Raw genomic sequence first — 25,919 nt, forward strand, 5'->3', positions numbered from 1 at the left:
TATGTCGATACCTGATGAACACAAGACCCGCCATATCTACCAGTTTACGCATCTGGACAATCTGCCGGACATTTTGCAGCACGGCCTCCTGTCATACAACGAAAAGGAGCGGCGCGGAATTTCCCACATTTCCATTGCATCTAGCAGTATTCAGGACCGTCGGGCAGTGATGGACGTTTCAGTTGGCCCCGGCGGCGTAGTGCACAACTACGTACCTTTCTATTTCTGTTCCAGATCTCCCATGCTTCTTTCGGTCGTAAACGCAAAGAACGTTGATCAACTCTATCTGCTTTATCTTGGTGTTCCCATTGACGTATTGACTTTGCCTAAAGCCGTTTTCACTAATGCCTCCGCAAATACTGCCGTACCACCGACATTTTACTCGGACCCGTCGGATCTAGTAAACCTCGACTGGGCGAATATCGATTCCAAGAAATGGGGTAGCCCGTCTGATGATGCTCGCCACGCGCGTATGGCTGAGGCGTTGATTCATAGGCGTTTAAAAGTGTCGAAAATCGACCACATCATTGTCTGGAATGATATGGTTAAGGAAAAGGTTGAAGAGATTTACGCCGAAGCCGACATAGACCCTCCCGCTATTGTATTCGATGGCCACAGGGGAAGGCACTTCTACTATATCAATTTTTACGACAAAGGGGGAAGGGTATCAATCGTCACGGGACCGATATGTCTCCGAAATCAATATGAAGCGGCTGCAAAGGAAGTGATGGAGACCCGGAGTGAAGAATCTCCGGATGAAGCAATGTTCGATAGTATTGAGGACGCTGTTGATGAGCTCGATGATGACTTCTGCGCTTTGCCGGAGCTTGCTGAAATCAACGATCTGCCCACCGCGAACCAGGAGCATCGTGAGGATGTCGGGGCGCATACCCGGACCGTGGTCGATAAGCTGAGAAACTCTGACCTCTTTGAAGCGCTATCCGACCGAGAAAAGGTTTTGGTCGAATTTGCCGCATATCTTCATGATATAGGCAAGGGAAAAAGCCCGCGAGACGATCAAGGGCGTCAAAGAGTCGACGCGGATCATCCCGCGAGGGCAATTTCACTGGTTCAAAGGATTCTGACCGAAGATATCGAAACAATCGATGAGGAAGAGGTTCGACAGATAATTTTACTCGTCGCCTACCATGACTTGATCGGCGACATCCTTGGCAAAGGGCGCGACCGGCAGCAGCTTCTCGACGTGATCGAGTGCGCCGAAGACTTCGATATGCTCGCAGCCCTGAATTGCGCGGACGTTGAGAGCCTTATTCCGGAGGGTGGATTGGCCAGAATGATCTCTTCACATCCCGGTTGGCTCGAAAGAATTAAGGCAGGTCTGCCCGATCTGCGGGAATGGACTTTGGAAAATTTGGAGGACGAGGAATAGATGATCCGCTACGCACAAGGTGATATCTTTGACACACCTGCGGACATCCGCATCAATACGGTGAACTGTGTTGGCGTAATGGGTGCGGGGGTGGCCCTGGCATTCAAGAACCGATACCCGGAAATGTTCAAGAAGTACGCCAAGGCATGCAAAGCCGGCGAAGTGCGACCAGGAAAGCCCCACGTTTGGGAAAAGAGTGAGTTCGACGAAGTTGTCACGGTTGTCAACCTGCCGACGAAAGATCACTGGAGGCAACCTTCCGAGTACGAGTACGTCGAGAAGGGTTTGCGATGGCTGCGTGAGTTTATCGAGAAGCGCGGTAAAGTGCGCGTTGCACTTCCTGCCTTAGGCTGTGGGCACGGCGGACTGGACTGGTTACGCGTCCAGAAAATGATAGAGGCGGCTCTTGGCGATTTGGCCGTCGAGATCATCGTGTTTGAACCATCGTCTTCCCACGCGGCCGGCGAGCGCCTGGACGAGTCAACCCTCGCCCGTTTAAAGGAACTCGGTATCAAACGCCTGCAATCTGGCGATCCCGGCTATCCCGAGACGTTGCGCGGCAGATCAGGCGCAACCGTTTATCTGAAGGGGGATGTGGAAGCACTGAGCGGCCCCATGGTAGCGGTAATCCCATCGATTAAACCGTCCGAACGCGAAATACAGGGTGTCGTAGCCTGCGTGAAGGAACTGGCCAATCCAGGCGTCCGTATCTTGACCGGATATTCCGCAAAGACGGACCGCCCCGTCATTCGCACTGCGCTGGAACAGGGTGCGCATGTCATCATTTGTCTTGTAGAAGGCATTCTTTTGTTCAACATCCGGCGCGATTTACAGGACGTGTGGGACGAAGACCGGGTGACTGTACTTTCAGCGGCCAAACCGCAGCAAAAATGGTATCCGGGCGGCGCAGGGAAAGCAACGGCGATTAAATTATCACTCGCTGATGTGGCACTGGTTTCTGATCCGTACCCCAAATGGTTGTCGGGCTTTGCGCGTAACAGGACAACTGGAATTCGTGCCAGAATTTTTTACATGAACTATGGGGATATGCAGGAAGACATCAAGGCATCCTTGCGGGAATTGCATGCGAAGCCACTCGGCAGAAGCCGGGAGTCAGGCAAGCCGAATGTGGCTGAGGTACTCGCCGCTCTCGCACGTACAGAACCGCAGAAAGAGGCCAGTGCATCTGTTCCCATAGTGCACGAATCCAAAGACGACAAAAGAACTTGTGCCGATTGAGAAAGCCGAAGGAGAAGCATCTGTGACCTACCCCAAACGACTAATAGAAGTGGATTTGCCTATCAAACGGATTTCGGCGCATGCACGGCGGGAGAAGTCGATTCGTCATGGGCATATTTCTACGCTCCATATCTGGTGGGCGCGGCGGCCGTTGGCGGCGTGCCGTGCTGTAGTGTGCGCGTCGTTGTGGCCCGATCCGGCAGATGAGATCTGCCCGCCACAGTTTGTCGAAACGGCCAAGCGGTTGATGTGGTATTGGGGCGAAGGATACCTGCAAATGTGCAGTTCAGATAGCTACCCGCGGTTTAACAAGATAGCCAGGACACCGGGTTGTCTGGACGATGCAGAGGAACTGCGCAAGGCCTTGCTCGATTTTATTGCCGACTTTGCCAACTGGGATAACTCGACTGATCCCGCCTACCTGGCCGTCGCACAAACGATGACCGTTGCCGCGCGTAGCGCACTGGAAGCTACCAACGCCTTTACCATTCCAGAATTGATCAGTATCGAGTCTCTGAACGAAGCCATCAAGGATGCTCCCCGACCGTTGCTGGTAGACCCGTTTGCCGGAGGCGGAGCGATTCCCCTCGAAGGTTTGCGCTGCGGTGCTGACGCTTTTGCCAGCGATTTGAATCCCGTGGCCGTCCTGCTGATTAAGGTCGTGCTGGAATACATCCCCAAGTACGGCCAGCGTCTTGCTGACGAAGTCGAGAAGTGGGGCAAGTGGATCAAGGAACAGGCAGAGAAGGAACTGGCCGAATACTATCCGAAGGACGAAGATGGCGCGACGCCAATTGCCTACCTCTGGGCACGGACGATTACCTGCGAGGGTCCCGGTTGTGGGGCGGAGGTGCCACTGATGCGTTCCCTCTGGCTGGCAAAAAAGAGCAACAGATCCATTGCGGTGCAGATTGTTCCGAAGCCCGAAGAGAAACGTTGCGACTTTGTTATTATCAAGAAAGAGAACGGGAAATGGGTTTATCAGGATCAACCAGACTATACCTGCGAGAAGCCCAAGTTTAGTGGAACGGTGGCGCGTGGTTCGGCCACTTGTCCCTGCTGCGGTTTTACCACACCCGTCAAATCGGTCCGCGCTCAACTAAAAACACGTAAAGGCGGTGCCAACGATGCCCGCATGTTCGCCGTGGTCACCACCCGACCTGGTCGGAAAGGCCGGTTCTATCGCCTACCCACCAGTCGCGATTTGGAATCCGTTCGCAAAGCCGCAGAAGAACTTGAGCGTCGAAAGATCGCCCATACAGGGGAACTGAGTTTGTTGCCGGAAGAGCCTACCCCTCAAGGTGGTGGAAGCGGTGCAGGCCGCGCCTTTTCCCAACGCAACTATGGCATGGACCAATTCTGTGACCTCTTCACCAGTCGTCAGTTGCTTGCGTTGACGACGTTAGTGCGAGCTCTGGGGAATGTATCATGTAAGCGGATGGAGTTTGATATGGCGGTCCGTGCTTGCGCGGCGATAATCATTGATCGGCAAGCGAATGCTCTCACCTCGCTTTGCCGTTGGGACTCGACCCGTCAGAATCTCCAAGGTCTCTACTCCCGCCACGCTATACCGATGGTTTGGGACTTCTCTGAGGGTAGCCCACTGTCATCTGGCAGCGGAAATCTGGAAACTGCAACAACTTGGGTATTGTCTGTTCTGAGAGCCAATACTTGTATTGAAAATCCCGCGAATGTGGGCACTTGCAGTGCGGCGAACCATATTCTTCCAAACGATTCGGCGACAGCATTCTTCACCGACCCGCCCTATTACGATGCCATTCCATACGCAGACCTTTCCGATTTCTTCCATGTATGGCAGAAGCGTTGCGGGGTGGCTTTGGTTGACTCAGAACTCGCACCAAAGAAGGAAGAGTGTATCGTTGATGAAGTCAAGGGAAAAGACCGCGCCTTCTTCGAAGAAACCATGCAAGAGGCTATGGCAGAAGGGCGTCGCATTCTTCAGCCCAGTGGTGTTGGAACGGTTGTCTTCGCCCACAAATCTACGGCTGGTTGGGAATCCCAGATGCAGGCGATGGTTAACGCCGGGTGGACAATCACCGGTTCATGGCCAATCGATACTGAACTTGGCAATCGCCTCCGCGCAATGGACTCTGCCGCTCTTGCCTCCTCCGTTCACCTAGTCTGCCGTCCCCGTGAAGACGAAGACGGCAATGTCATCGAGAACATAGGCGACTGGCGGGATGTACTTGCGGAATTGCCTGGACGAATCGCGGCCTGGCTTCCGCGTCTGGCATCTGAAGGTGTTGTGGGGGCAGACGCTATTTTTTCATGCCTGGGACCGGCGCTGGAGATATTCTCTCGCTACTCCTCGGTCGAAAAGGCCAGCGGTGAGGTTGTGCCGTTGCGCGAATACCTGGAACAAGTTTGGGCCGAGGTGGCGCGGCAGGCACTCAACATGATCTTTGAAGGCGCGGACGCCAGCGGCTTCGAGGAAGATGCCCGATTGACAGCCATGTGGCTCTGGACCTTGCGCACCGAGGCGAATGGTAATGGCGTGGACGATGAGAAGCCCACGAGTCTGCCGGGTTACACACTCGAATATGATGCTGCTCGCAAGATCGCCCAGGGGCTGGGCTGTTATCTGGAGAATCTGACCCACTTGGTTGAGGTCAAGGGGGATAAGGCTATGCTGCTATCAGCAGAATCGCGGGCGCACTATTTATTCGGCAAAGAAGATGTCCGCGCCACAGCCAAACGCCGCAAGAAAAAAGATGCTCCGGTTCAACAAGACCTGTTCTCACTCCTGGGAGTGCCCGACGAAGAAGAAACCGCGGCGGAACGGGCTGAACTCGAACGCCCTCCCGCGGGCAAAACGGCACTGGACCAATTACACCAGGCGATGCTCCTATTCACGGCGGGTCGGGGCGCAGCGCTCAAGCGATTTTTGGTGGACGACGGCATCGGCACAAATCCGCAGTTTTGGACGCTCGCCCAGGCGCTCTCGGCTCTCTATCCGTCCCACACCAACGAAAAGCGCTGGGTGGACGGCGTGCTGGCACGGAAAAAAGGACTTGGATTCTAAAGGATAAAGGAGCGACTCATGCCCAAATTGAAGCCTTGGTACAAAGTGGTCAACCCCCGCGAGGACTTGCGGGAGGGCCGCCCCTTGGACGCCTCTGAATTCGCGGTTCATCTGGATCATATTCGCGACGGTGACGCCCATCCCGACTATCAGGACCCGGTGCGATTTTTCGAGCGGACCTTCCTGACACGGAACCTGCGAGCCGTTTCGGGAGAGGTGTTGCGCCGCCTGAACGGTATTAACACCGAAGCGTCATCCCTGTATAACATGACGACGCAATTCGGTGGTGGCAAGACCCATTCCCTGGCGCTACTCTATCATTTGGCAACATCCGGTGATGCGGCCAAGGCATTCATGGGCGTGCAATCCATTCTCCAGGCCGGGGGCGTCAACGAGATCCCAAAGGCGAATGTCGGCATTTTTGTTGGCACACGCTTCGATGTGCTGACTGGGCGCGGTGGTGACGACGGCACGCCTCAGCGCCGTACGCCATGGGGCGAGCTGGCGTGGCAACTGGGTGGGGAAGCTTCTTTTGATGTTGTGCGCGAACACGATGCGCAAGGGATAGCCCCGGCAGGCGATGTCATCAGGAAGATGATCCCAGACGATAAACCCGCCTTGCTGCTTATTGACGAAGTCATGAATTACGTCAGCCCTGAGCGAAAAACCAAACACGCCGGGGAGATGTATAACTTCCTGATGAAGCTCTCCGAAGAAATTTCGGGGATGGACCGTGTGGTCACCGTGGTGTCGATTCCCGCGTCGGAACTGGAAATGGGGGCAGACGACGAAGCGGACTATACGCGTCTCAAGAAGATGCTGGACCGCAAGGGTAAACCGGTCATTATGTCCGCCGAGAATGAGATGTCTGAAATCATCCGCCGGCGCTTATTCGAGTGGGACCTCCGGGCCGTTGGCGCGGAAGGAAGGCTTTTGCTGCCAAAAGATGCCTCGAACGCATGCAGGGAACACGCCGATTGGATTCAGGACAACCGCAACCAGGTCCCCAACTGGTTCACCGATCATGCCCAGGACGCATTCGAGGCGACCTATCCCTTCCACCCGATGGTGATCTCGGTTTTCGAGCGTAAGTGGCGCGAACTACCGCGTTTTCAGCAGACCCGTGGTGTCCTGCGGCTTCTGGCCCTGTGGGTTTCCCATTCTTTCCAGAGCGGATTCAAAGGGGCACAGAGGGAATTGCTGATTGGCCTGGGTTCCGCACCGCTGGGTGATTCTCAGTTTCGCACCGCGGTATTTGAACAACTCGGCGAGTCCCGATTGGAGGGAGCCGTTGCAACCGACATTGCGGGTAGCAAGGAATCACATGCCGTGCTCCTGGACAAGGAAGCGGAAGAGACGCTTCGCAAGGCATGCGTCCACCAGAAATCCGCCACGGCTGTGTTCTTTGAGTCGAACGGTGGCCAGGGCGAGAACAGGCAGTCGGCGACGGTGCCGGAACTACGGCTGGCCGTTGCCGGACCGAACATTGATATTGGGAATGTCGAAACGGCTCTGGAGTCATTAACCGACCGATGTTACTACCTGACCCTTGAGCGCAACAGCTACTATTTCAGCATGATGGAGAACCTCAACAAGCGCTATTCGGATCGACGCGCCGGGGTTAAAGAAGAGGATGTTGCGCGGTTGGTGCGTGAGCAAGTCGAAAAAGTATTTGCCAACGCAGATGGGCTGGAGCGTGTGTTTTTTCCCGAGAAAAGCGGACAAATTCCTAACCGGCCAGTTATCACCCTGGCTATCGGTCAACCTGAGAAGTCCTTAAGCGATACACCGGAACTTGTTTCTGAGCTGACCGCTATGACAAAAGAATCCGGCAGTTCCATGCGCACGTTCAAAAGTGCTCTGATATGGGTGGTGCCGGACAATGCAGACGTCATGCGGGATGACGCCCGTAAATTGCTGGCATGGGAGGCAATTGACGCCGAAAAAGGCGCGATGAACCTGGACGATGGCCAACGCCGTCAATTGACCGAGCACCTGAAGCGCGCGCGCCGTGACCTAAAGGAAAGCGTCTGGCGTAGCTATAATAAGGTCATGCTTCTGGGAAAAGACAGTGCGCTAAAAACGGTCGATCTTGGATTGGTAACGTCAAGTTCTGCCGAGTCGCTTACAAGGCTGATTCTATCCACATTGCGACAAAATGACGAGATTGTGAAGGCAGTCAGCCCGCGTTTTTTGCTCAAAAACTGGCCGCCTGCCAAGCCGGAATGGAGCACAAAGGATGTCAGGGATACGTTCTTCGCTTCTCCGCTATTCCCTCGTTTACTAAGCGTTGAGGCCGTCCAGGGTGCCATTGCCCGGGGCGTTTCAGAAGGCCGGATCGCCTATGTCGCCAAGGGAACGGACGGATACGATCCTTTCATCTACAAGCAGTCCCTTAACGAATACGATGTTGAGATTTCAGATGATGTCTTCATCATCACTGCGGAAGACGCGGAGAAACACATCAAGCCTCCGGAACTGACTCGTATCCTTGTCACCCCTGAATACACGCAGGTGAAACCGGGGAAAAAGCAGGCATTCAGCGCGAAGGGATTGGATCAGTTTGGCCGTGACTTCGAATGTCCAGATCTCGAATGGAATGCGACCGGCGGAGTCATGGATGAGCAGGGCGTCTTTCAGGCAGGCGAGGATGAGGGGCGTTTTCTTGTGGCTGTAAAGGCCAAGGGTGTAAAGGGTGAGGCGAGTGTCTCTGTAGCGAGAGAGCCAACCCCTGCAGGAAAAAAACCGACGACACCCCCACCTCCTTTTGAACAGACAATGAAATGGTCTGGCGAAATCCCGCCGCAGAAATGGATGAACTTCTACACGAAAGTGCTTTCAAAACTCGTATCAGCTGGCGGCCTGAAGATTACGGTGAATGTTGAGTCCTCACCGGAAGGAGGACTCGGCGAACGGCAAACGGACGACATCCGCGCGGCCTTGAGGGGATTGGGGTTGAATGACAATGTGGAATAGAGGAAGGCAACATGCTTGGTTAAGAAGTGCAAAGCAGAACTGGCAGACTCACTGTTCTGGGAGTTTACGGCAAATACAAAGATGTGCAATTGAGGAAAAATATGGCGCGAGCAGATTTGATACTTAATTTAGTTCGGGCTGCCGCCCGCGGCGACAGGGCTCAAGTGCAGAAGACTGTGGAAGCGTTGGCCGCAGATGAGCGGGCTAAGAATCACGGGATTTTGGCAGACCGGCTCATTGCCCAGCTTCAGCAGGACAGTAATGGTCGCCCCAGACCACCCGCTTCGCCTCCTGCGCGACCACTGTCCGGCCCACTCGTGGCGGAGATAACTCCCGGACGACGAGTAGAAGATCTGGTCTTAGCAGCCGAGACAGAACAATCTGTTCGCGAGTTAGTAGAGGAGCAGCACCGTGCCGATTTGCTGCGGTCGCACAATCTTGAGCCGCGTAACCGCGTGCTGCTTGCCGGTCCTCCAGGAAACGGCAAGACATCCCTCGCTGAGGCAATCGCCGATGCCTTAAACATACCATTCCTGGTTGTTCGCTACGAAGCGATTATCGGAAGCTATCTCGGAGAGACAGCTCAACGCATTGGGCAGGTTTTCGAGCACGCACGGTCAAGGGAATGTGTGCTGTTTTTTGACGAGTTTGACGCAGTCGGCAAAGAGCGGGGAGATCTGCACGAAACCGGAGAGATCAAACGAGTCGTGAGTTCGCTACTGCTACAAATCGACGCGCTACCGAGTTATGTCGTCGTTGTAACAGCTAGCAATCATCCCGAATTGCTCGACCGCGCAGTGTGGCGTCGATTCCAGATACGACTGGAGTTGCCGATGCCGAAACAGAGCCAGATCGAGGAATGGTTCAGGCGCTTCGAAGCTCGAACAGGGCACACGCTCGGCCTGTCGCCGCGCAATCTTGCTCAGAACCTAAAAGGCTTGAGTTTCGCCGAAATCGAGGATTTCGGCTCCGATGTGCTCCGGCGAGTCACTCTTAGCGATTCTGAGACGGACGCCAAGAAGATTGCGGGACAATGTCTGAACCAATGGAGAATTCGGTTTACGTTGAAGAATCCAGATAGTTCCGGGAAGGACAAGTAATCATGGCTGAACATCCACTCCTTATTTTCCCGGAACCAACACGTGCTGAAAAAGCAAGACGGTATGGTGGCGGGGGAAAATTCCGGCTGCCTGACGTTAGAAGTCAGGCCAGGCGTTTAACACCACAATTCCAACGTCTTCAGCAGGCCATGGATCGACAGCGTCTAATTTTGCAGAATAACTCCCTTGGTCTCCAGCCGGAACAAGCCTTGATACTTGAAACTGTCGGTCCTATAAAGAATTTCATCAACGCTGTGAGGAAGGTCGAGGGATTTGAGTGGCTTGGTGAACTCGAACTTGACGATATTTCCCCCGAGCACGGATTTGAAGACGAGAAGGACGCTCAAAAACAGTTGAAGGGTCAACTCTTCCTGGTCATGACGGATCAGCGTGCTCTTCAGGAATTGCAGAGCCTTTTCAATAACTGGCAGCAAGACCACAACGCTAAGTTCCCCAGAGGATTAGCTCCTCTGAAACACGCCTTCGTCCATCTCCATACGATTAGTCCTTGGGATGCGCAGGACCGTATACGAGAGACCGGTGTTATTCAAGACTGGCAGTTTCGTATGAAACACGGTCAGCAATCAGTTCCTTTTGAGACCGAACTGTGGTTTCGTGGAAACCCAAACAGACGGCATCAGGCTGAATCTTACCTCCGTGGTGTGATCGAAGGCCTCGGCGGCGAGGTTGTTCAGCAATGTGTCGTTCCAGAGATTGCTTATCATGGCATTCTGGGAAAAATTCCTATAAATCAGGTTTCTGAAATTATAGCACAACGTGAGGTAAGGTTGCTCCAATGCGAAGACATCATGCATCTACGTCCCGTCGGGCAGTGTGCAATTCGATTGCCGGGAGAGTTGTCCGAGACGAAAGTCCTTGAAGAAGGAGAACAGCCGGATATGCCCCATGGTGAGCCAATCCTCGGGTTGTTCGACGGATTGCCTCTGACGGGACACTGGCTACTTGATGGACGGCTGATTGTTGATGACCCAGATGGATACGAAAATACTTATCAGGCAAAAGAACGTTTTCATGGTACAGCTATGGCCTCGCTCATCTGTCATGGTGACTTGGACGGAGGTGGTGGACCGACGGGAAGACCATTGTATGTCCGGCCGATCATGCGACCTCATCGTGGTTTTGATGGGCAATTTTTCGAGGCGATACCCGAGGAAGTTTTACCAATAGACCTGGTGCATCGCGCGGTACGACGGCTATATGAAAATGAGGGTGGCGAGCCGCCAGCAGCGCCGAGCGTTCGTGTCATAAATCTGTCGGTGTGTGACCGTTCCCGGCCCTTTGATCGTGGGATGAGTTCCTTGGCGCGGTTGTTGGACTGGTTGTCGTGGAAATACAACGTGTTGTTCGTGGTTAGTGCCGGTAATCGTCCTCATGATATTGAGCTGAACATTCCAAGAACGGATCTTCGTGACCTGTCAGCAGAAGAGATCGAGAAATCCGTGATTCAGGCGACCGCTGCAGATACGCGACATCGACGCTTGCTGTCACCTTCTGAGACATTCAACGGAATTACTCTCGGGTCCATCCATGCAGATGCCTCTACAGCTACAGCTAATCCTAGTGTAATTGATCCTTTTACTCGTTCTGACCTCCCAAGCACAACCAGCGCTCAGGGACCGGGATTCCGTCGAACTATAAAGCCCGACATCCTTCTTCCCGGCGGGAGACAGTTTCTTTCGGAAAAATTGGGCAATGCTCATGCCAATGCTATCCTACAAACGGCATTTTTCAATAGTCCTCCTGGGCAACGCGTCGCAGCACCTGGAGCGTCTGGTGAATTAAATCGTACTCTTCACACAAGGGGCACGAGCAACTCGGCAGCCTTAGCCTCACGTTGGGCAAGTTCGCTGTTTGATGTTATCGGTCAACTTCGCGCACAGCCTGGGGTAAGTTTACCTTCGGAATATGATGTGGTCCTATTGAAGGCGCTTCTTGTCCACGGAGCGGATTGGACAGATGCAGGGGCGCTCTATGAGTCAATCCTGAAGAATTCTCAGAATAGTCGGACATTCAGGGACTATGTTGGGCGTTTCCTTGGTTACGGTCTCGCCGACGTGGAGAAGGCGATGGTCTGCACGGATCAACGCGTGACCGTTCTGGGAGTCGGCAAACTCGATGATGGCGAGGGCCAGGAATTTATCTTGCCACTTCCACCTAGTCTTTCGGCTGTAACAGATAAACGGAGGTTGACGGTCACTCTCGCTTGGCTGACTCCGGTGAAAAGTATACGCCAGAATTACAGGATCGCTCATCTATGGTTTAGTCCAAAAAACAGCCTCGCAACGGACCGGATCTGTGCGGATCATCATGCAGTACAAAGAGGTACCGTTCAGCATGAAGTGCTGGAGAGCTCGAAAGCAGTGGATTTCCAGGATGGGGATGCAATCACAATCAAGGTGACCTGTCGTGCCGATGCCGGTGATTTACCAGAGCCCATACGCTATGGTTTGGCTGTGACTTTGGAAGTCGCCGAAGGAATCGATATTCCGATCTACCAGGAAGTGCGAGACAGGCTCCGCGTTCGCGTCCCAATTTCGGGAGGGCACACAACATGATATTAGCCAAGGACCAAAAAGTTTTATGAATCGAAAATAGAAAATGGCGGACCTACTGGAAAATAACAGCATGCAGGTATCCATGGCTCACCTTTTGAGTGAGGCGTCAAAGAACCTTGCGCGTTTTCTGGAAAAGGTCCTGCCGGGTCTTTTTGGCGATTGGTGGAATGAGGCTGTCGTCAACATTCTTTCATTTCAGCAACGTCGTCGGGTTAAGGAAAGAGGTATCAATTCCTTGGCATCCTTGGACCTCGCCGCGCTGCTTCGTGTGCTTGATCAGAATTGGTATCAGATATCAACTAAACTGGAACTGACGTCGGAGGCACGCCACTTTGTCAAAGAAATGCAGACAGTTCGAAACAGATGGGCGCATGCGGGTAGTGAGGGATTCCCTGTTGACGACGTATACCGCGACCTGGATACGCTGCAGCGCTTCGCCGTTGTCGTTGAGACAGATGAAAGCCTACTCGACGAGGTGCGCGAGACCAAGGCGTCCCTGCTTTCCAAGGAACGTCCCGGCCCTGATCAAGATGGTGCTGTTCTGGAAAGCCCATCTCCCGAGGCACCGGGGTCTGATACGGAATTCACACCTGGTCAGATCGTTCATCTCAAATCCAACCCAACCATGCGGGGTGCCGTTGTTTCCTCAATACCAGGCAAGCCGGAGAACCGATTCCTGGTGTTCATGGACGGCGAAACGCATACCTACTATGCATCACAGCTGAAGGCGGAAGACCGACCGGAGGACGAGTCTCGTTTCTTGCCCTGTGTTGAGTTTCATTCATACCTCACCGCGTTGCAGATTCGATATCCTGGACTTTCAACGCTTTATTCATTAAATGCCGCCCGTGTGGATTTCATCCCATATCAATTCCGGCCCGTCTTGCGATTCATCCGATCAGACCGCCCTCGATTGCTGGTTGCCGATGGTGTTGGCGTCGGCAAGACCATTGAGGCAGGTTTGATTCTCCGAGAGCTGCAGGCCAGGCGCGACATACGATCCATCCTAATAATCTGTCCCCGTCCGCTTGTAACCGAACGTAAATGGCAGATTGAGATGAAGCGGTTTGAGGAGCGCTTTGTTCATCTCGATGGCCCAACACTGAGGTACTGCATCAACGAAATGGATTTGGAAGGGATCTGGCCGGAGCAGCACCATCGAATTATCATCCCATATCCCCTATTCGATGAAGCGCTTCTATATGGTTCGGACGGTAAAAGAAAGCGCAAAAAAGGACTGCTGGACTTGGACCCGCCCCCTCGCTTCGACTTGGTCATCGTAGACGAGGCTCATCATATACGGAATCAGGATACGTTCAGTCACAAAGCGGTGCGGTTTTTCTGCGACCATACGGAAGCCGTGATCTTTCTGACCGCGACTCCCATCCAACTTGGCAACCATGACCTGTTCGTACTACTGCATACCCTTCGTCCCGATCTGATCATCGATCAAGAGAGCTTTGAGCATATGTCAGAGCCGAATCCGTTCATTAATCAAGCGGTAGCCCTGGCCCGTGCCCAGGAGCCGGAATGGGCTATTCAGGCTAAGGAAGCACTAGACAACGCGGCGGGAACGCCGTGGGGGCAGTCGATTCTCATACACAATCCAGAGTTCAATCGTATAAATGTGCGGCTCGCCGAAGGCCAGATCGGCTTGGAAGAGCGCGTACAGTTGATAACCGAACTCGAGGCTCTGCATACGTTTTCAGGGATTATCAACCGAACGCGTCGTCGCGATATCGGGGAGTTCACGGTGCGCAAGCCCGAAACTGTGATCGTTGAATTTACACCGAATCAGAAAGATCTACACGACGAGCTGCTTCAGATACAGGCAGAGATATTCAGCAGGCTTCACGGGGATGTCAACGTCAAGTTCATGATGACAACCATTCGTAGGCAGGCGGCCAGTTGTCTTTTTGGACTTGCCCCCTTCCTCGAGGAAATACTGAGCCGCCACCTTGATGAATTGTCCTGGGAAGAAGCGGATAACACCGAGTTTGTCCCCAAAAGCGATGCTGTTGATAGCATTGAATCACGTATCCAGGCAATCCTTGGAAAGGCTCGTGACCTCGATCCATACGATCCGAAACTGGACGCTCTCCGCAATGTCATCCGGGACAAGCAAAAGCTTCCCAATAACAAGGTGATGCTTTTCAGCAGCTTCCGTCACACGCTTCACTATCTCTATGAACATCTCAAGACGGATGGATTTAGGGTTGGACTGATTCACGGCGGGACACCTGATGAGGACCGGGTCGAGCTTCGGAATCGCTTTGAATTGCCGCCGAATCAGGATGACGGTCTCGACATTTTACTGTTTTCAGAGATTGGCTGCGAAGGCTTAGACTACCAGTTCTGTGATTGCATCGTCAATTACGACCTGCCATGGAACCCCATGCGGGTGGAACAGAGGATTGGCCGCATAGATCGGAATGGACAGAAAAGCGAGAGTGTCGCGATTTTCAATTTGATCACGCCGGGTACGGTCGATGCGGATATCTACGAGCGGTGCCTGGTGCGGATTGGTGTGTTCAACAACGCCCTCGGTGGCAGCGAGGAGATACTCGGGGAGATCACCAGGGAGATTCGGAGTATCGCGGAAAATTTCTCCTTGAACGAAATAGAGCGCGGAGAGCAGCTTCAACAACTGGCGGACAACAAGATCAGGCTGATTCAGGAACAGGACGAACTCGAACAGAAACAACTCGAGCTGTTCGGCATCCGTCTGCCACAAGACCAAATGAAGCGGGAAATCGAGCAAGCATCGAGCTATTGGCTGTCCCCTATATCGATACGAAGGCTTATCACGATTTACCTTCAGCGCACTTGCGGGAGGAATCAGGAATTCATACTTGGCGAAAAAGCGCTTAAAACACTACGTCTATCCCAAGAAGCCAGAAACAACCTGTTGCGAGATTTCCGGAAGATTCCACGTCAGAACACGACCGTTTATCGCGAATGGGAAAACTGGCTCAAGGGGGGGAACCCGCATCTCCTTATTACATTCGATTCCGAGTGCGCTTCGCAACATCCGGAAGCCGTCTTCATAATGCCCCTTCACCCTCTTGTGAAACAGTCGGCTGCGATCTTCGATACGAAAAAACGAGTCATTACGGTTTTGCGGGCCAAAAACAATGATGTCCCCAAAGGCAACTATGAATTTGCAATTTACCAGTGGCGGTTCCATGGCGTCAGGGAGGACTTGGTTTTGCAGCCGGTTGCTTCAACAGATGCTGTGACCAAACACCTTTCCAGACTTCTTGAAACGGCAGAAAGCATACCGACGGAAAGAGCTGATGCACCAGAGCAGAATATATGGGATGGGCTGGATGCTCAGCATCACAAAATGTGGTCTGAGGCGCGCACCCAACATCAGCGTAGAACCCAAGAGCTGGCGGAGTACCGGAGGGAGAGTCTAACGACAAGCCACAAAGCACGAATAGCTCTCCTCGAAGAACAGCTCGAGCTGGCAACAAATGAAAAAATCCAAAAGATGCGCCGTTCACAGATAGCAGCAGCGGAGGCCGACTACGCCAGGCGTATCCAAGACTTGGACATCGCCATTGAAAGAGCGGAAATAAGCGCCGAGCCAGTGGCATACGGAGTGATCCAAATCATTGGAGATGTGGTTTATGCCGAGTAACTACGATCACATACGCAATGACGAAAAACGGAACGAGGCTATTCTTGACAAGGCCCTCAAGCTCTTGGGCAAAATGTATTCTGACAGAACACATTTTGTCTTTGAGCTTCTGCAAAACGCCGAGGACGCCAGAGCTTCAAAAGTCCTGTTTAATCTTTTCGAGGACAAGCTCGAGGTGTTCCACGACGGCCGCCTATTTGATGAGAAAGATGTTCGTGGCATTTGCGGGGTGGGTGAAGGCACGAAGGCTGAAGATCTCACACAGATCGGCAAATTCGGTATCGGCTTTAAGTCTGTCTATGCATATACGACCACGCCTGAAATTCATTCTGGACATGAAAGCTTCAGAATCGAAAACTACGTTCGCCCCTATGCCGTGCAGCCGCGGATTATAGGAGATTTATGGACGACTCATTTTGTGTTTCCTTTCAACAGACCCGATGTCAATCCGGAAATCGCATGCAAGGAAATCAGCGGAAGGCTTCGTAAGCTGAGCGCTAGAACACTTCTTTTCCTTCGAAATATTAAGGAGATCGAATACAGGCTGCTGGATGGGATGGAAGGTGTTTATCTGCGGGATGAGGCTATTCGGGGTGCTGCAAGGGAAGTAACGGTCATTGGGCAGAACAACGGCGTAGATGAAAGTGAGAGCTGGTTGATATTTGAACGACCCGTGGAAGTCCCTGACCCTGGCGATGATTGCCCTCGTCACGTCCCGGTCGAGATTGGTTTTCATCTTGAGAAAAACGAAGAGGAACGTCGAGATGAGGTTGCAAGAGTTAAGGATTCACCGCTTGTGGTCTACTTCCCAACGGAAAAAGAGACTCGATTCGGGTTTTTGATCCAGGGGCCGTACAAGACGACTCCTGCTCGGGACAATATACCAAAAGAGGACGATTGGAATGCGAATCTGGTACGAGAGACCGCGTGCCTTATCGTTGATGTATTACCGCAGCTTAAGGGTTTTGGTCTTTTGGATGTCTCGCTGCTTGAGGCGTTACCGATAAGGATGGAAGATTTTCCTTCAGGTAGTATGTTTTTTCCGATTGCTAAGGCCGTGCGTAATACGCTTATGGACCAAGAACTACTACCAACCGATGATAAAACTTATGTTTCGGCCCAGAATGCCAAATTGGCAAGTGCTGAATGGTTGAGAAATATATTGCGAAATGATCATCTCAGGCTTCTATATCAAAAAGATTTTAAATGGATTAATGGAGAGATAACCGAAACGGGACGTTATAGTGTGCTTTGGAAATATATTCGGCAAGAACTGCAAGTCGAAGAGGTGACCCCCGATAGCTTTTCAAGAAAGATCGATAATTCTTTCTTAGAGGAACAAAGCGACGAATGGCTTGTAAGGTTCTATGGATACTTGTTGGACACAGAAAAACTTTGGCGTTCTCCAAGATGGTCCGGCGATTCGGGAGGACTTCTCCGTTCCAAGCCTATTGTACGGCTCCAAGATGATGCTCACGTGCCCCCTTTCAGGGCTGATGGAACAACGCCAAATGCCTATTTGCCTCCCCCGGAAGATACTGATTTCCCGATTGTGAAGCGGTCGATTGCAAGCGATGAGCAAGCGGGAAGCTTCCTGAAACGTTTGGATCTTTCGGAGCCGGATGTTTTTGACGACATCGTTGAGAGGGTTCTACCCAAATACTCGAAAGAGGATGTGTCATTGATCTCGGAGGCTGAGCACGCGGCGGATATTCAAAAAATTATGCGTGCTTTGACCTCTGATTCAGAGGCTGGGAAGAAAAAGGTTGTTAAGGAAGCAAGGCAGACACCTTTTCTCAAAGCAACCGACCCTTTTGGGAACTTGGCGTTCAAAAAGCCATGCGTTGTATATCAGGAAAACCCGGATTTGCGACTATATTTTTCGGGCTCAACAGATGTTTGGTTTCTATCCGAAAAAGCTTCAGCAACCGACCCCAGCGTTTGGAGCGAACTTGGCGTTGCGAGAAAACCGCGTTTTAGAAAAATGCAAGTTGATCTGCCTTGGGAGGAGAGAAGCAGATTACGAGGAAATCAGGGGCATACAAGAGATATTGAAACTATCGATTACGATATTGATGGATTGGATAGTTTCTTATCAAACGTTCCACAAGATAGCCAACAGTTAATAGGATATTCACTAATTATCTGGGGCTTTCTTCTGGAGCATCTTAAGGAGAGCTCCTATTATCAATTTTATGAAGGACAATACAGGTGGTTTTATTATCAGGAGCGGACAGCGTATTTTACCGCCACCTGGAAGAGACAACTTCGTGGCTGTTCGTGGATACCTAAATATGGCAGTGATAGTCCATTCAAGCCAGGCGAGGTAAGCCTTGGCGATCTTCCTGATCAATTTGATCGTAACGAAAAATTGGCTGACCTTCTCGGTATGAAGAAGGATGTTGTTTTTAAGCTTGCTGAAGAAGCAGGTATTCCAGTAGAAGACATCGATTTATTACGGAGATTTCCCGAAGAATTTAGCCATTGGAAAGCACAGATTGCCGAACAAAATGAAAGGCCAGCATTTCCGTCAAGGACGGTAGCGAATCCTGAGCGCCGGCAGGAAAGGATTTGGGAGCAACTCGCCGATTCCCCAAAAAAGGAATACGAGGAACGCGAAAGAAGCGTTAGGAAAACCAGGGGGGCTGTCGACCCTTCTATTTGGCTCAGAGAGCAGTACACCAACGATGCCGGTCAAATGGTCTGTCAAATCTGCAAGGAGGAGATGCCGTTCAGAAAGCGCGATGGTCAGTACTATTTTGAATCGGTCGAGGCGCTTTCTGTTGACTATTTCACGAGAGAGCATGAGGCTCAATATCTGGCCTTATGTCCGGTGTGCGCTGCGAGATATAAGGAATTCGTGAAACTTGACGAGCGCGTGATGGAGGCATTGAATCAGGTATTGAGGGCTTCTGATGAAGGTGAAGTACCTCTGAACCTGGGTGAGTTAGAAACAAGCATCAAGTTTGTTGGAAGTCATTTCATTGATATGAAAGCGATTCTTGAAGCGGAAGATTGAAACCGTCATGCGCGGCGTAGTCACTGATACCAACGCTGCCATCTTTGGCGCGCTTCTTGGCGCTGTGTGGGTCGAAACGCGATCCCCGACCAATGGGCCGAATGCGTGCTAAACCGCCGCCCTGCTGCCGCACAACCACATGTGCGACGCCCTCGCCCGGATGGCTTCTGGCCTGTGAATGCTCTGGAGTGGCTGAAAAAATTGTAATGGAAACGAGGGGCAAGAATGGCTGAAATGAACAGCAGACAGCTGGCGCAAACATGGCCATTTAAACGTTATAAGGTATTTGAACGTGAACTGAGGGATGCTGCTGCAGAATGGTTCTCCAGAAAGGGCTTGGCCACAACCGCGAGAATGCGGTATTGCCTCAAATCCCATGATAGCTGGCCGGAAAATATCATTTGCACTGACGTGGCCGAGTACATCAGGCAAGAGCATGAACGGAATTTAGGTAAGGATTCTTTCCCGCTTCACAAGTACCTTCACCACGGCCTGAGCAGCCAGGCAATGGTTTTCAATCTTGTGGGACCATTGATTGTCAGAAAAGACCTCGAACCGCTACGCGTAGCTATCGAGAAAGCAGGAATGCCCTGGCCGACCGGGGAAGTCACCGCTGGATTTGAGCACGACGACCGGGCAGTTTTTAACGAAGATTCCGGGCAGCCCACATCAATTGATCTGGCCATATCCGGGAAGACCGCAAGAATCTTCATCGAGGCAAAACTCGTGGAAAGGGAATTCGGCGGCTGTTCTGTTTTTTCAGGCGGTGATTGTGATGGAAGGAACCCTATCTCGTATGGGATTGACGGCTGTTACCTTCACCACATTGGACGAAAATATTGGGAGCGAATAAACGAGTTCGGCTTCGGGGAGACTGCTTTCGCATCCGGGCCCATATGCCCGTTTATCAGTTACTACCAGTTTTTCAGGGAGGTGTTGTTCTCGCTCAAAAAGGACGGCTGTTTCGTGCTCCTTCACGACGAAAGAAACCCTGCATTTCTGAAGGTTTCCAAGGACGGAAAGAAGTCTGGCTTATGGCCGTTTCTCATGGAATCTGTGCCAGCAGAGCATGCCTCCAGTGTCGGGAGGGTGACCATCCAGCAGCTTGTCAGTGCGATTGATGAATCAGTTCGCCATCACGACTGGATCGACGAGTTCAAACAGAAATATGGAATCGAATGAAAAGGTCAACTGGTTCAGACTTGGGTTACGATATCGCCGCGTTTGATGTGCAAACGGGAATCGAACCCGCGTCCGTTCTCTGTTTGGGGAAAATGTGGAGAAAAGCATTTCCCGCAAGCGACGCGGAGAGTGTTGCCTTGCGGTATTGTAACACGTTGTAATCAAATGATTTTTGATGTATTAGCGCGTGTGAGACGGATTTGCTGGACGGCGGAAAGCCCTCCACCAATTTATTGTTTTATATTCAGGATGTTAAGTGTTTTTAGCATCCTTTTTTTGTATCCCAACGGTATCCCAACCATGGCCTTGATCGTAATTTCGAATATCTATCGCCTTACAGTAGTTCATTTTTCAGTAATTTCATATAATTAAGCCAACAATAATAGAACGAGCGAAATCTGGTTTTGACATCAAGCATTTGGCTTTCGAAAAAATGATCAAGGCCATTATGAAAACGTTATTCCCCGATATCGATATCCTCTGACATACGGCAAAAGACATCGAAAAGTCTTTTTGATTCATCTGTTACTTGTTCTGAAAAATGTCTTAACGTCTCACCGGCTTCGTTAGCATATTCAATTAACTTTTCAATGTTATCATAATTTCTTTCTAAGATCTGATCTGGCATTTTTCCCTCCATTCTTTTTAGTTACCTTATTTTCATATCTATCTACCATAGATATGATCTCAATGAAATGCTTTAGTTCATTTGCCGTTATAGGATGTGGATTCGACTTATCTAGGTGCGAACGATTTCGTTTTGTTAGTCTATGCGCAAACCTTGGTTTAAATGCCTGTTCTTCTTTTGATCTTACTAAATAATGTCCTTTATCGTTCTTTCGTTCATCTCTCTTAACAAAAAAATCATGGTATCTATGTGGCGCAACACCACTATAGGGTGTTAACACTAATTTTTTCCCAAGACACCTATCGTCAATTGGGTCTAACTCTATTGCATCAGAATGAAGCTCTAAACCTAAACTTTTGGGATATGGTTCTAAATAAATAACTTTTTTGATTCCCGAGCAAATAATATGCTTAGTACAATTGTGGCAGGGTTGTGCAGTAACATACATTATACTGCCAGAAGTCGAACCTCGTCCAGATCTAGCTACACTTATAAGTGCATCCATTTCGGCATGCACAGCACGACAAAACTCAGTTAATTCCTTAAAGGCCGATTCATTAATAAGATCTTTTAGACAATATGGTTGAACGTTAACCAAGACGGCAATAAAAAGGCCTGCCAAACCTTGAAAACGTGGGTTATAGTGAGCGGTCCGTAAAAAACCTAACTACAGAGCCAAAATCAAGGAGGCAGGCCATGAACAAGATAGTAAAGTATGTTGGTTTAGATGTCCACAAAGATTCGATTACCATTGCTATCGCCGATGAAGGACGTGACGGAAACGTTCGAGTGTATGGAAAAATCAGCAACGACCTGGGGCAGATTGATAACGTCATGCGAAAACTGATTTCACAAAACGCCGAATTGCATTGTGTTTACGAAGCAGGTCCGTGCGGATATCCGATCTATAGGCATTTAACAAGCAAGGGGATCGATTGCGTTGTCGTTGCTCCAGCGTTGATCCCCAAAAAAACAGGTGATCGGGTTAAGAATGATCGCCGTGATGCAACCCACCTGGCGACGCTCCACCGTTCCGGAGAACTGACGCCGGTGTATGTCCCCGATCAGGCCGATGAAGCGCTTCGTGACCTGGTACGTGCACGAAAAGACATCCAAATATCGCTCCGCAAAGTCAAACAACAGATCAATGCCTTTTTATTGCGACAAGGAATCAGTTATCCAGGTAAAAGCAAATGGGGTAAAGCTCATTTAAATTGGCTGGCGGAGCTGAAAATGCAGCATCCTGCCCAGCATATTGCCCTTACCGAATACCTGGACGCCATGGAAGACCATGAGGCCCGCGTTAAGCGCATCGAAAAAGCGATTGAGCAATGTTGCCAAACCAGTCGACTGCTTCCGGTTATCGAGGCTCTGCAAGCGCTCAGGGGGATTTCTTTGCTCAGCGCGGTGACCGTCGTCGCTGAACTGGGGGATCTGAGCCGTTTCGATACGCCGGCACAGCTGATGGCCTATTTGGGTCTGATCCCATCGGAGCATTCAAGCGGTGGCACCATCAAAAAAGGCCCCATTACCAAAACCGGCAATACCCATGCCCGCAGGACGTTGATCGAATCGGCTCAGGCCTATCGTATGCCGGCCCGGAAAAGTAAGGCGATCCGTAAACGCCAGGAAGGCTTGCCGGACGATGTTTTGGATATTGCCTGGAATGCACAGCTACGACTATGCCACCGCTACCGCAGGTTGATTGCAAAGGGCAAAAACCATAACGTGGTCATCACCGCGATTGCACGCGAGTTGGCCGGTTTCATCTGGGCCATTGCCCGGGCTGTTCCAATCGTGGCCGCTGAAAGATGATTTGTTATAGCGTGGAAACCCAGGCCTATCAAGGCCAAGCCCTAAAGGGTGCTCCCTAAGGTCGCAGCCTTGACAGCCCTGACTTTCCACGCTGGGTGGGAATTAGCGACGGCGAGAGAAGCGCGACTGTTGCTCCGGCTCAAGAAGCTGGATAAGTACTTCTCGATAATCGATGATGCAAATAGAAAAAGAACTTATTGATTTTAAAAATGCTCAAGAAAGGATCGGCTTTATCAAAGAACAAATATAGCCATCGAGCTTTTGGATAGGGGCGCGGTCGCGGTTTGGAGAACCCTCGAAAAAGCTATCGGAATAGGCCTTCAGGCCGAAACTCCCGTCTTTAGACCGAGGCAGCTCCACGACGAAGCCTAGTCATGCGGTATCCAATCCGCGAATATCAGAGTGCTCTACCGTCGTTATTGCAGACCCCGCCTCTATCCAAACGCTCGATGAAAATTATTGGCCCAAGTTTTTTGGGTATGGATAGGTTTTTCTCTTGACAAGTGTTCAACCATATCAGCTTTTCTTTCTGTTGTGGATTAAGATCTATTTCCGCAAGCATTTGGTTTTCTAACTTTTTTAACCTTTCTTGCTTGTTGGTGTCATTGATACATCTCCTATCTCCAACTAAATAACAACGTTTATCATCTTTTCCATCTTCCTGGGTATATAATCCCCCATTAGACAATATGGTTGAACGTTAGCCACCGCGGCAATAAAAAGGCCTGCCAAACCTTGAAAACGTGGGTTATAGTAAGCGTTCGTTAACAACCCTAACTACAGAGCCAAAATCAAGGAGGCAGGCCGTGAAAAAGATTGTAAAGTATGTTGGTTTGGATGTCCACAAAGATTCGATTACCATTGCTATCGCCGATGAAGGACGTGACGGAAACGTTCGAGTGTATGGAAAAATCAGCAACGACCTGGGGCAGATTGATAACGTCATGCGAAAACTGATTTCACAAAACGCCGAATTGCATTGTGTTTATGAAGCAGGTCCATGCGGATATCCAATCTACAGGCATTTAACAAGCAAGGGAATCGATTGCGTTGTCGTTGCTCCGGCGCTGATCCCCAAAAAAACCGGTGATCGGGTTAAAAACGATCGCCGAGATGCAACCCACCTGGCGACGCTCCACCGTTCCGGAGAACTGACGCCGGTGTATGTCCCCGATCAGGCCGATGAAGCACTTCGTGACCTGGTACGTGCACGAAAAGACATCCAAATATCGCTCCGCAAAGTCAAACAACAGATCAATGCCTTTTTATTGCGACAAGGGATCAATTATCCAGGTAAAAGCAAATGGAGTAAAGCGCATTTAAATTGGCTGGCGGATCTGAAGATGCCGCATCCGGCCCAGCACATTGCCCTTACCGAATACCTGGACGCCATGGGAGACCATGAGGCCCGCGTTAAGCGCATCGAAAAAGCGATTGAGCAATGTTGCCAAACCAGTCGATTGCTTCCGGTTATCGAGGCTCTGCAAGCGCTCAGGGGGATTTCTTTGCTCAGCGCGGTGACCGTCGTCGCTGAACTGGGGGATCTGAGCCGTTTCGATACGCCGGCACAGCTGATGGCCTATTTGGGTCTGATCCCATCGGAGCATTCAAGCGGTGGCACCATCAAAAAAGGCCCCATTACCAAAACCGGCAATACCCATGCCCGCAGGACGTTGATCGAATCGGCTCAGGCCTATCGTATGCCGGCCCGGAAAAGTAAGGCGATCCGTAAACGCCAGGAAGGCTTGCCGGACGATGTTTTGGATATTGCCTGGAATGCACAGCTACGACTATGCCACCGCTACCGCAGGTTGATTGCAAAGGGCAAAAACCATAACGTGGTCATCACCGCGATTGCACGCGAGTTGGCCGGTTTCATCTGGGCCATTGCCCGGGCTGTTCCAATCGTGGCCGCTGAAAGATGATTTGTTATAGCGTGGAAACCCAGGCCTATCAAGGCCAAGCCCTAAAGGGTGCTCCCTAAGGTCGCAGCCTTGACAGCCCTGACTTTCCACGCTGGGTGGGAATTAGCGACGGCGAGAGAAGCGCGACTGTTGCTCCGGCTCAAGAAGCTGGATAAGTACTTCTCTATAATCGATGATGCAAATAGAAAAAGAACTTATTGATTTTAAAAATGCTCAAGAAAGGATCGGCTTTATCAAAGAACAAATATAGCCATCGAGCTTTTGGATAGGGGCGCGGTCGCGGTTTGGAGAACCCTCGAAAAAGCTATCGGAATAGGCCTTCAGGCCGAAACTCCCGTCTTTAGACCGAGGCAGCTCCACGACGAAGCCTAGTCAGGCGGTATCCAACCCGCGAATATCAGAGTGCTCTACCGTCGTTATTGCAGACCCCGCCTCTATCCAAACGCTCGATGAAAATTATTGGCCCAAGTTTTTTGGGTATGGATAGGTTTTTCTCTTGACAAGTGTTCAACCATATCAGCTTTTGGGACATCATTATGCCCTATACCTAAAATTACACCCATATCATCTACTATTGCTGCTCCAACCTGCCGGCTTAAGCAGTAAGACCTATTTGCTGCGGAAAATGCAATATGCATAGATCTTTCATCAATCGTAGGCTGATTTTTACCACTCCCAAATAAAATATCTAAAAGTCTCTTTGCTTCTTCTTTTAGTTTTTCTCTGTTATAATTATTTACTAAGTAATAATCAGCCATAGTCGATAGTTTTTTTACTTCTTGACCTGCATCCTCAACACTTGGGTCAATTGATTTTTCGTCATAATCAATTTGATCTCTTTCTTCGAAATCGACTCTTTGCTGAGCGCTCCAACCTTTATAGTCAACTTCTCTTCGCCATCTATTTTCTCTTGATGCATGAATATAGATCAAATAGAATTCATCTCCATAAACTCTTCTTAACTCATTAACTTCGTTAGCGTTCTTTAAACAATCAATAACATATACTCTTGCTCCTACAGATTCATTCTTAGGAACTTCTTCTTTTTCTGAGCCTTGATTTTCTGAAGCTTTACCTTTAATTGTAATCTCAGTTACAAAAATTTTAGCAGTAGCCAACCTGTCCTTTAATCTAATTTTCGTACCAGCAGATTGCAGCAGTTCTCTTCTTTTCGAATTATCTTCTTCATCAACATCAAGCTGTTTACTGAGGTAATATTTATGATATTTTTTTATTAAATCTGCGGCAATTATTTTTTCTACATCGATTCCAGGCCAATTTGTCAAATTTTCGAATAGCTCTTGTGAAAGCGATGATGCACCAGCACCATATGGTCCTGCAATGCCAATTACTAAATTAAAGGTTTCCTTTTTCATCTCCATT

14 protein-coding genes are annotated in these 25,919 nt (G+C 50.6%); 11 read left to right on the forward strand and 3 right to left on the reverse strand.

Annotated elements, in window-relative coordinates; all coding sequences use genetic code 11:
- Window position 1 precedes the first annotated feature (1 nt).
- From darT to GN112_RS15425, 9 genes are all read left to right on the forward strand, one after another.
- Window positions 2–1,390, forward strand: coding sequence for a type II toxin-antitoxin system toxin DNA ADP-ribosyl transferase DarT (gene darT, locus GN112_RS15385; protein ID WP_155311022.1), 1,389 nt, complete (start codon window positions 2–4; stop codon window positions 1,388–1,390).
- Window positions 1,391–2,629, forward strand: coding sequence for a macro domain-containing protein (locus GN112_RS15390; protein WP_155311023.1), 1,239 nt, complete (start codon window positions 1,391–1,393; stop codon window positions 2,627–2,629).
- A 22-nt stretch (window positions 2,630–2,651) separates the two neighbouring features.
- Window positions 2,652–5,672, forward strand: a complete 3,021-nt coding sequence (locus GN112_RS15395; protein ID WP_155311024.1) for a DUF1156 domain-containing protein — start codon at window positions 2,652–2,654, stop codon at window positions 5,670–5,672.
- A gap of 18 nt (window positions 5,673–5,690) precedes the next feature.
- Window positions 5,691–8,648 (forward strand): ATP-binding protein, encoded by a 2,958-nt coding sequence (locus tag GN112_RS15400; RefSeq protein WP_155311025.1) that lies wholly within the window; start codon window positions 5,691–5,693, stop codon window positions 8,646–8,648.
- A 101-nt stretch (window positions 8,649–8,749) separates the two neighbouring features.
- Window positions 8,750–9,748, forward strand: a complete 999-nt coding sequence (locus tag GN112_RS15405; protein ID WP_155311026.1) for an AAA family ATPase — start codon at window positions 8,750–8,752, stop codon at window positions 9,746–9,748.
- Between the two features lie 2 nt (window positions 9,749–9,750).
- Window positions 9,751–12,324, forward strand: a complete 2,574-nt coding sequence (locus tag GN112_RS15410) for a S8 family peptidase (RefSeq protein ID WP_155311027.1) — start codon at window positions 9,751–9,753, stop codon at window positions 12,322–12,324.
- Between the two features lie 43 nt (window positions 12,325–12,367).
- Window positions 12,368–15,967, forward strand: a complete 3,600-nt coding sequence (locus tag GN112_RS15415; protein ID WP_197743331.1) for a DEAD/DEAH box helicase — start codon at window positions 12,368–12,370, stop codon at window positions 15,965–15,967.
- Window positions 15,957–18,986: a sacsin N-terminal ATP-binding-like domain-containing protein gene (locus GN112_RS15420; RefSeq protein WP_155311028.1), complete on the forward strand. Its 3,030-nt coding sequence runs from the start codon at window positions 15,957–15,959 to the stop codon at window positions 18,984–18,986. Before GN112_RS15415 ends, GN112_RS15420 begins: the two co-directional genes overlap by 11 nt.
- Window positions 18,987–19,211: 225 nt before the next feature.
- Complete coding sequence (locus GN112_RS15425; RefSeq protein WP_155311029.1) at window positions 19,212–20,168, forward strand: PGN_0703 family putative restriction endonuclease; 957 nt, start codon at window positions 19,212–19,214, stop codon at window positions 20,166–20,168.
- Window positions 20,169–20,625: 457 nt separating this feature from the next.
- On the opposite strand, the gene GN112_RS15430 is transcribed toward GN112_RS15425, so the two are convergent.
- Together GN112_RS15430 and GN112_RS15435 are read right to left on the reverse strand one after the other, a co-directional pair.
- Complete coding sequence (locus tag GN112_RS15430; protein WP_155311030.1) at window positions 20,626–20,796, reverse strand: hypothetical protein; 171 nt, start codon at window positions 20,794–20,796, stop codon at window positions 20,626–20,628.
- Complete coding sequence (locus GN112_RS15435) at window positions 20,765–21,418, reverse strand: deaminase (protein WP_155311031.1); 654 nt, start codon at window positions 21,416–21,418, stop codon at window positions 20,765–20,767. The genes GN112_RS15430 and GN112_RS15435 overlap by 32 nt, the downstream gene beginning before the upstream one ends.
- Before the next feature lie 74 nt (window positions 21,419–21,492).
- On the opposite strand from GN112_RS15435, the gene GN112_RS15440 reads away from it, so the two are divergent.
- Complete coding sequence (locus GN112_RS15440; RefSeq protein ID WP_155309156.1) at window positions 21,493–22,611, forward strand: IS110 family RNA-guided transposase; 1,119 nt, start codon at window positions 21,493–21,495, stop codon at window positions 22,609–22,611.
- An 806-nt stretch (window positions 22,612–23,417) separates the two neighbouring features.
- Window positions 23,418–24,536, forward strand: a complete 1,119-nt coding sequence (locus tag GN112_RS15445) for an IS110 family RNA-guided transposase (RefSeq protein WP_155310575.1) — start codon at window positions 23,418–23,420, stop codon at window positions 24,534–24,536.
- 434 nt (window positions 24,537–24,970) lie between these two features.
- Here the strand turns inward: GN112_RS15445 and GN112_RS15450 are convergent, their stop codons facing one another.
- Complete coding sequence (locus GN112_RS15450) at window positions 24,971–25,918, reverse strand: hypothetical protein (protein ID WP_155311032.1); 948 nt, start codon at window positions 25,916–25,918, stop codon at window positions 24,971–24,973.
- Window position 25,919: the final 1 nt, after the last annotated feature.

Source organism: Desulfosarcina ovata subsp. ovata (assembly GCF_009689005.1).
Classification (GTDB): Bacteria; Desulfobacterota; Desulfobacteria; order Desulfobacterales; family Desulfosarcinaceae; genus Desulfosarcina; species Desulfosarcina ovata.

Coding starts and splice junctions, on each gene's coding strand:
- GN112_RS15390 (WP_155311023.1), top strand. CDS start 1,391: ATGATCCGCTACGCACAAGGTGATATCTTTGACACACCTGCGGACATC.
- GN112_RS15400 (WP_155311025.1), top strand. CDS start 5,691: ATGCCCAAATTGAAGCCTTGGTACAAAGTGGTCAACCCCCGCGAGGAC.
- GN112_RS15405 (WP_155311026.1), top strand. CDS start 8,750: ATGGCGCGAGCAGATTTGATACTTAATTTAGTTCGGGCTGCCGCCCGC.
- darT (WP_155311022.1), top strand. CDS start 2: ATGTCGATACCTGATGAACACAAGACCCGCCATATCTACCAGTTTACG.
- GN112_RS15420 (WP_155311028.1), top strand. CDS start 15,957: ATGCCGAGTAACTACGATCACATACGCAATGACGAAAAACGGAACGAG.
- GN112_RS15450 (WP_155311032.1), bottom strand. CDS start 25,918: ATGGAGATGAAAAAGGAAACCTTTAATTTAGTAATTGGCATTGCAGGA.
- GN112_RS15430 (WP_155311030.1), bottom strand. CDS start 20,796: ATGCCAGATCAGATCTTAGAAAGAAATTATGATAACATTGAAAAGTTA.
- GN112_RS15440 (WP_155309156.1), top strand. CDS start 21,493: ATGAACAAGATAGTAAAGTATGTTGGTTTAGATGTCCACAAAGATTCG.
- GN112_RS15410 (WP_155311027.1), top strand. CDS start 9,751: ATGGCTGAACATCCACTCCTTATTTTCCCGGAACCAACACGTGCTGAA.
- GN112_RS15425 (WP_155311029.1), top strand. CDS start 19,212: ATGGCTGAAATGAACAGCAGACAGCTGGCGCAAACATGGCCATTTAAA.
- GN112_RS15415 (WP_197743331.1), top strand. CDS start 12,368: ATGGCGGACCTACTGGAAAATAACAGCATGCAGGTATCCATGGCTCAC.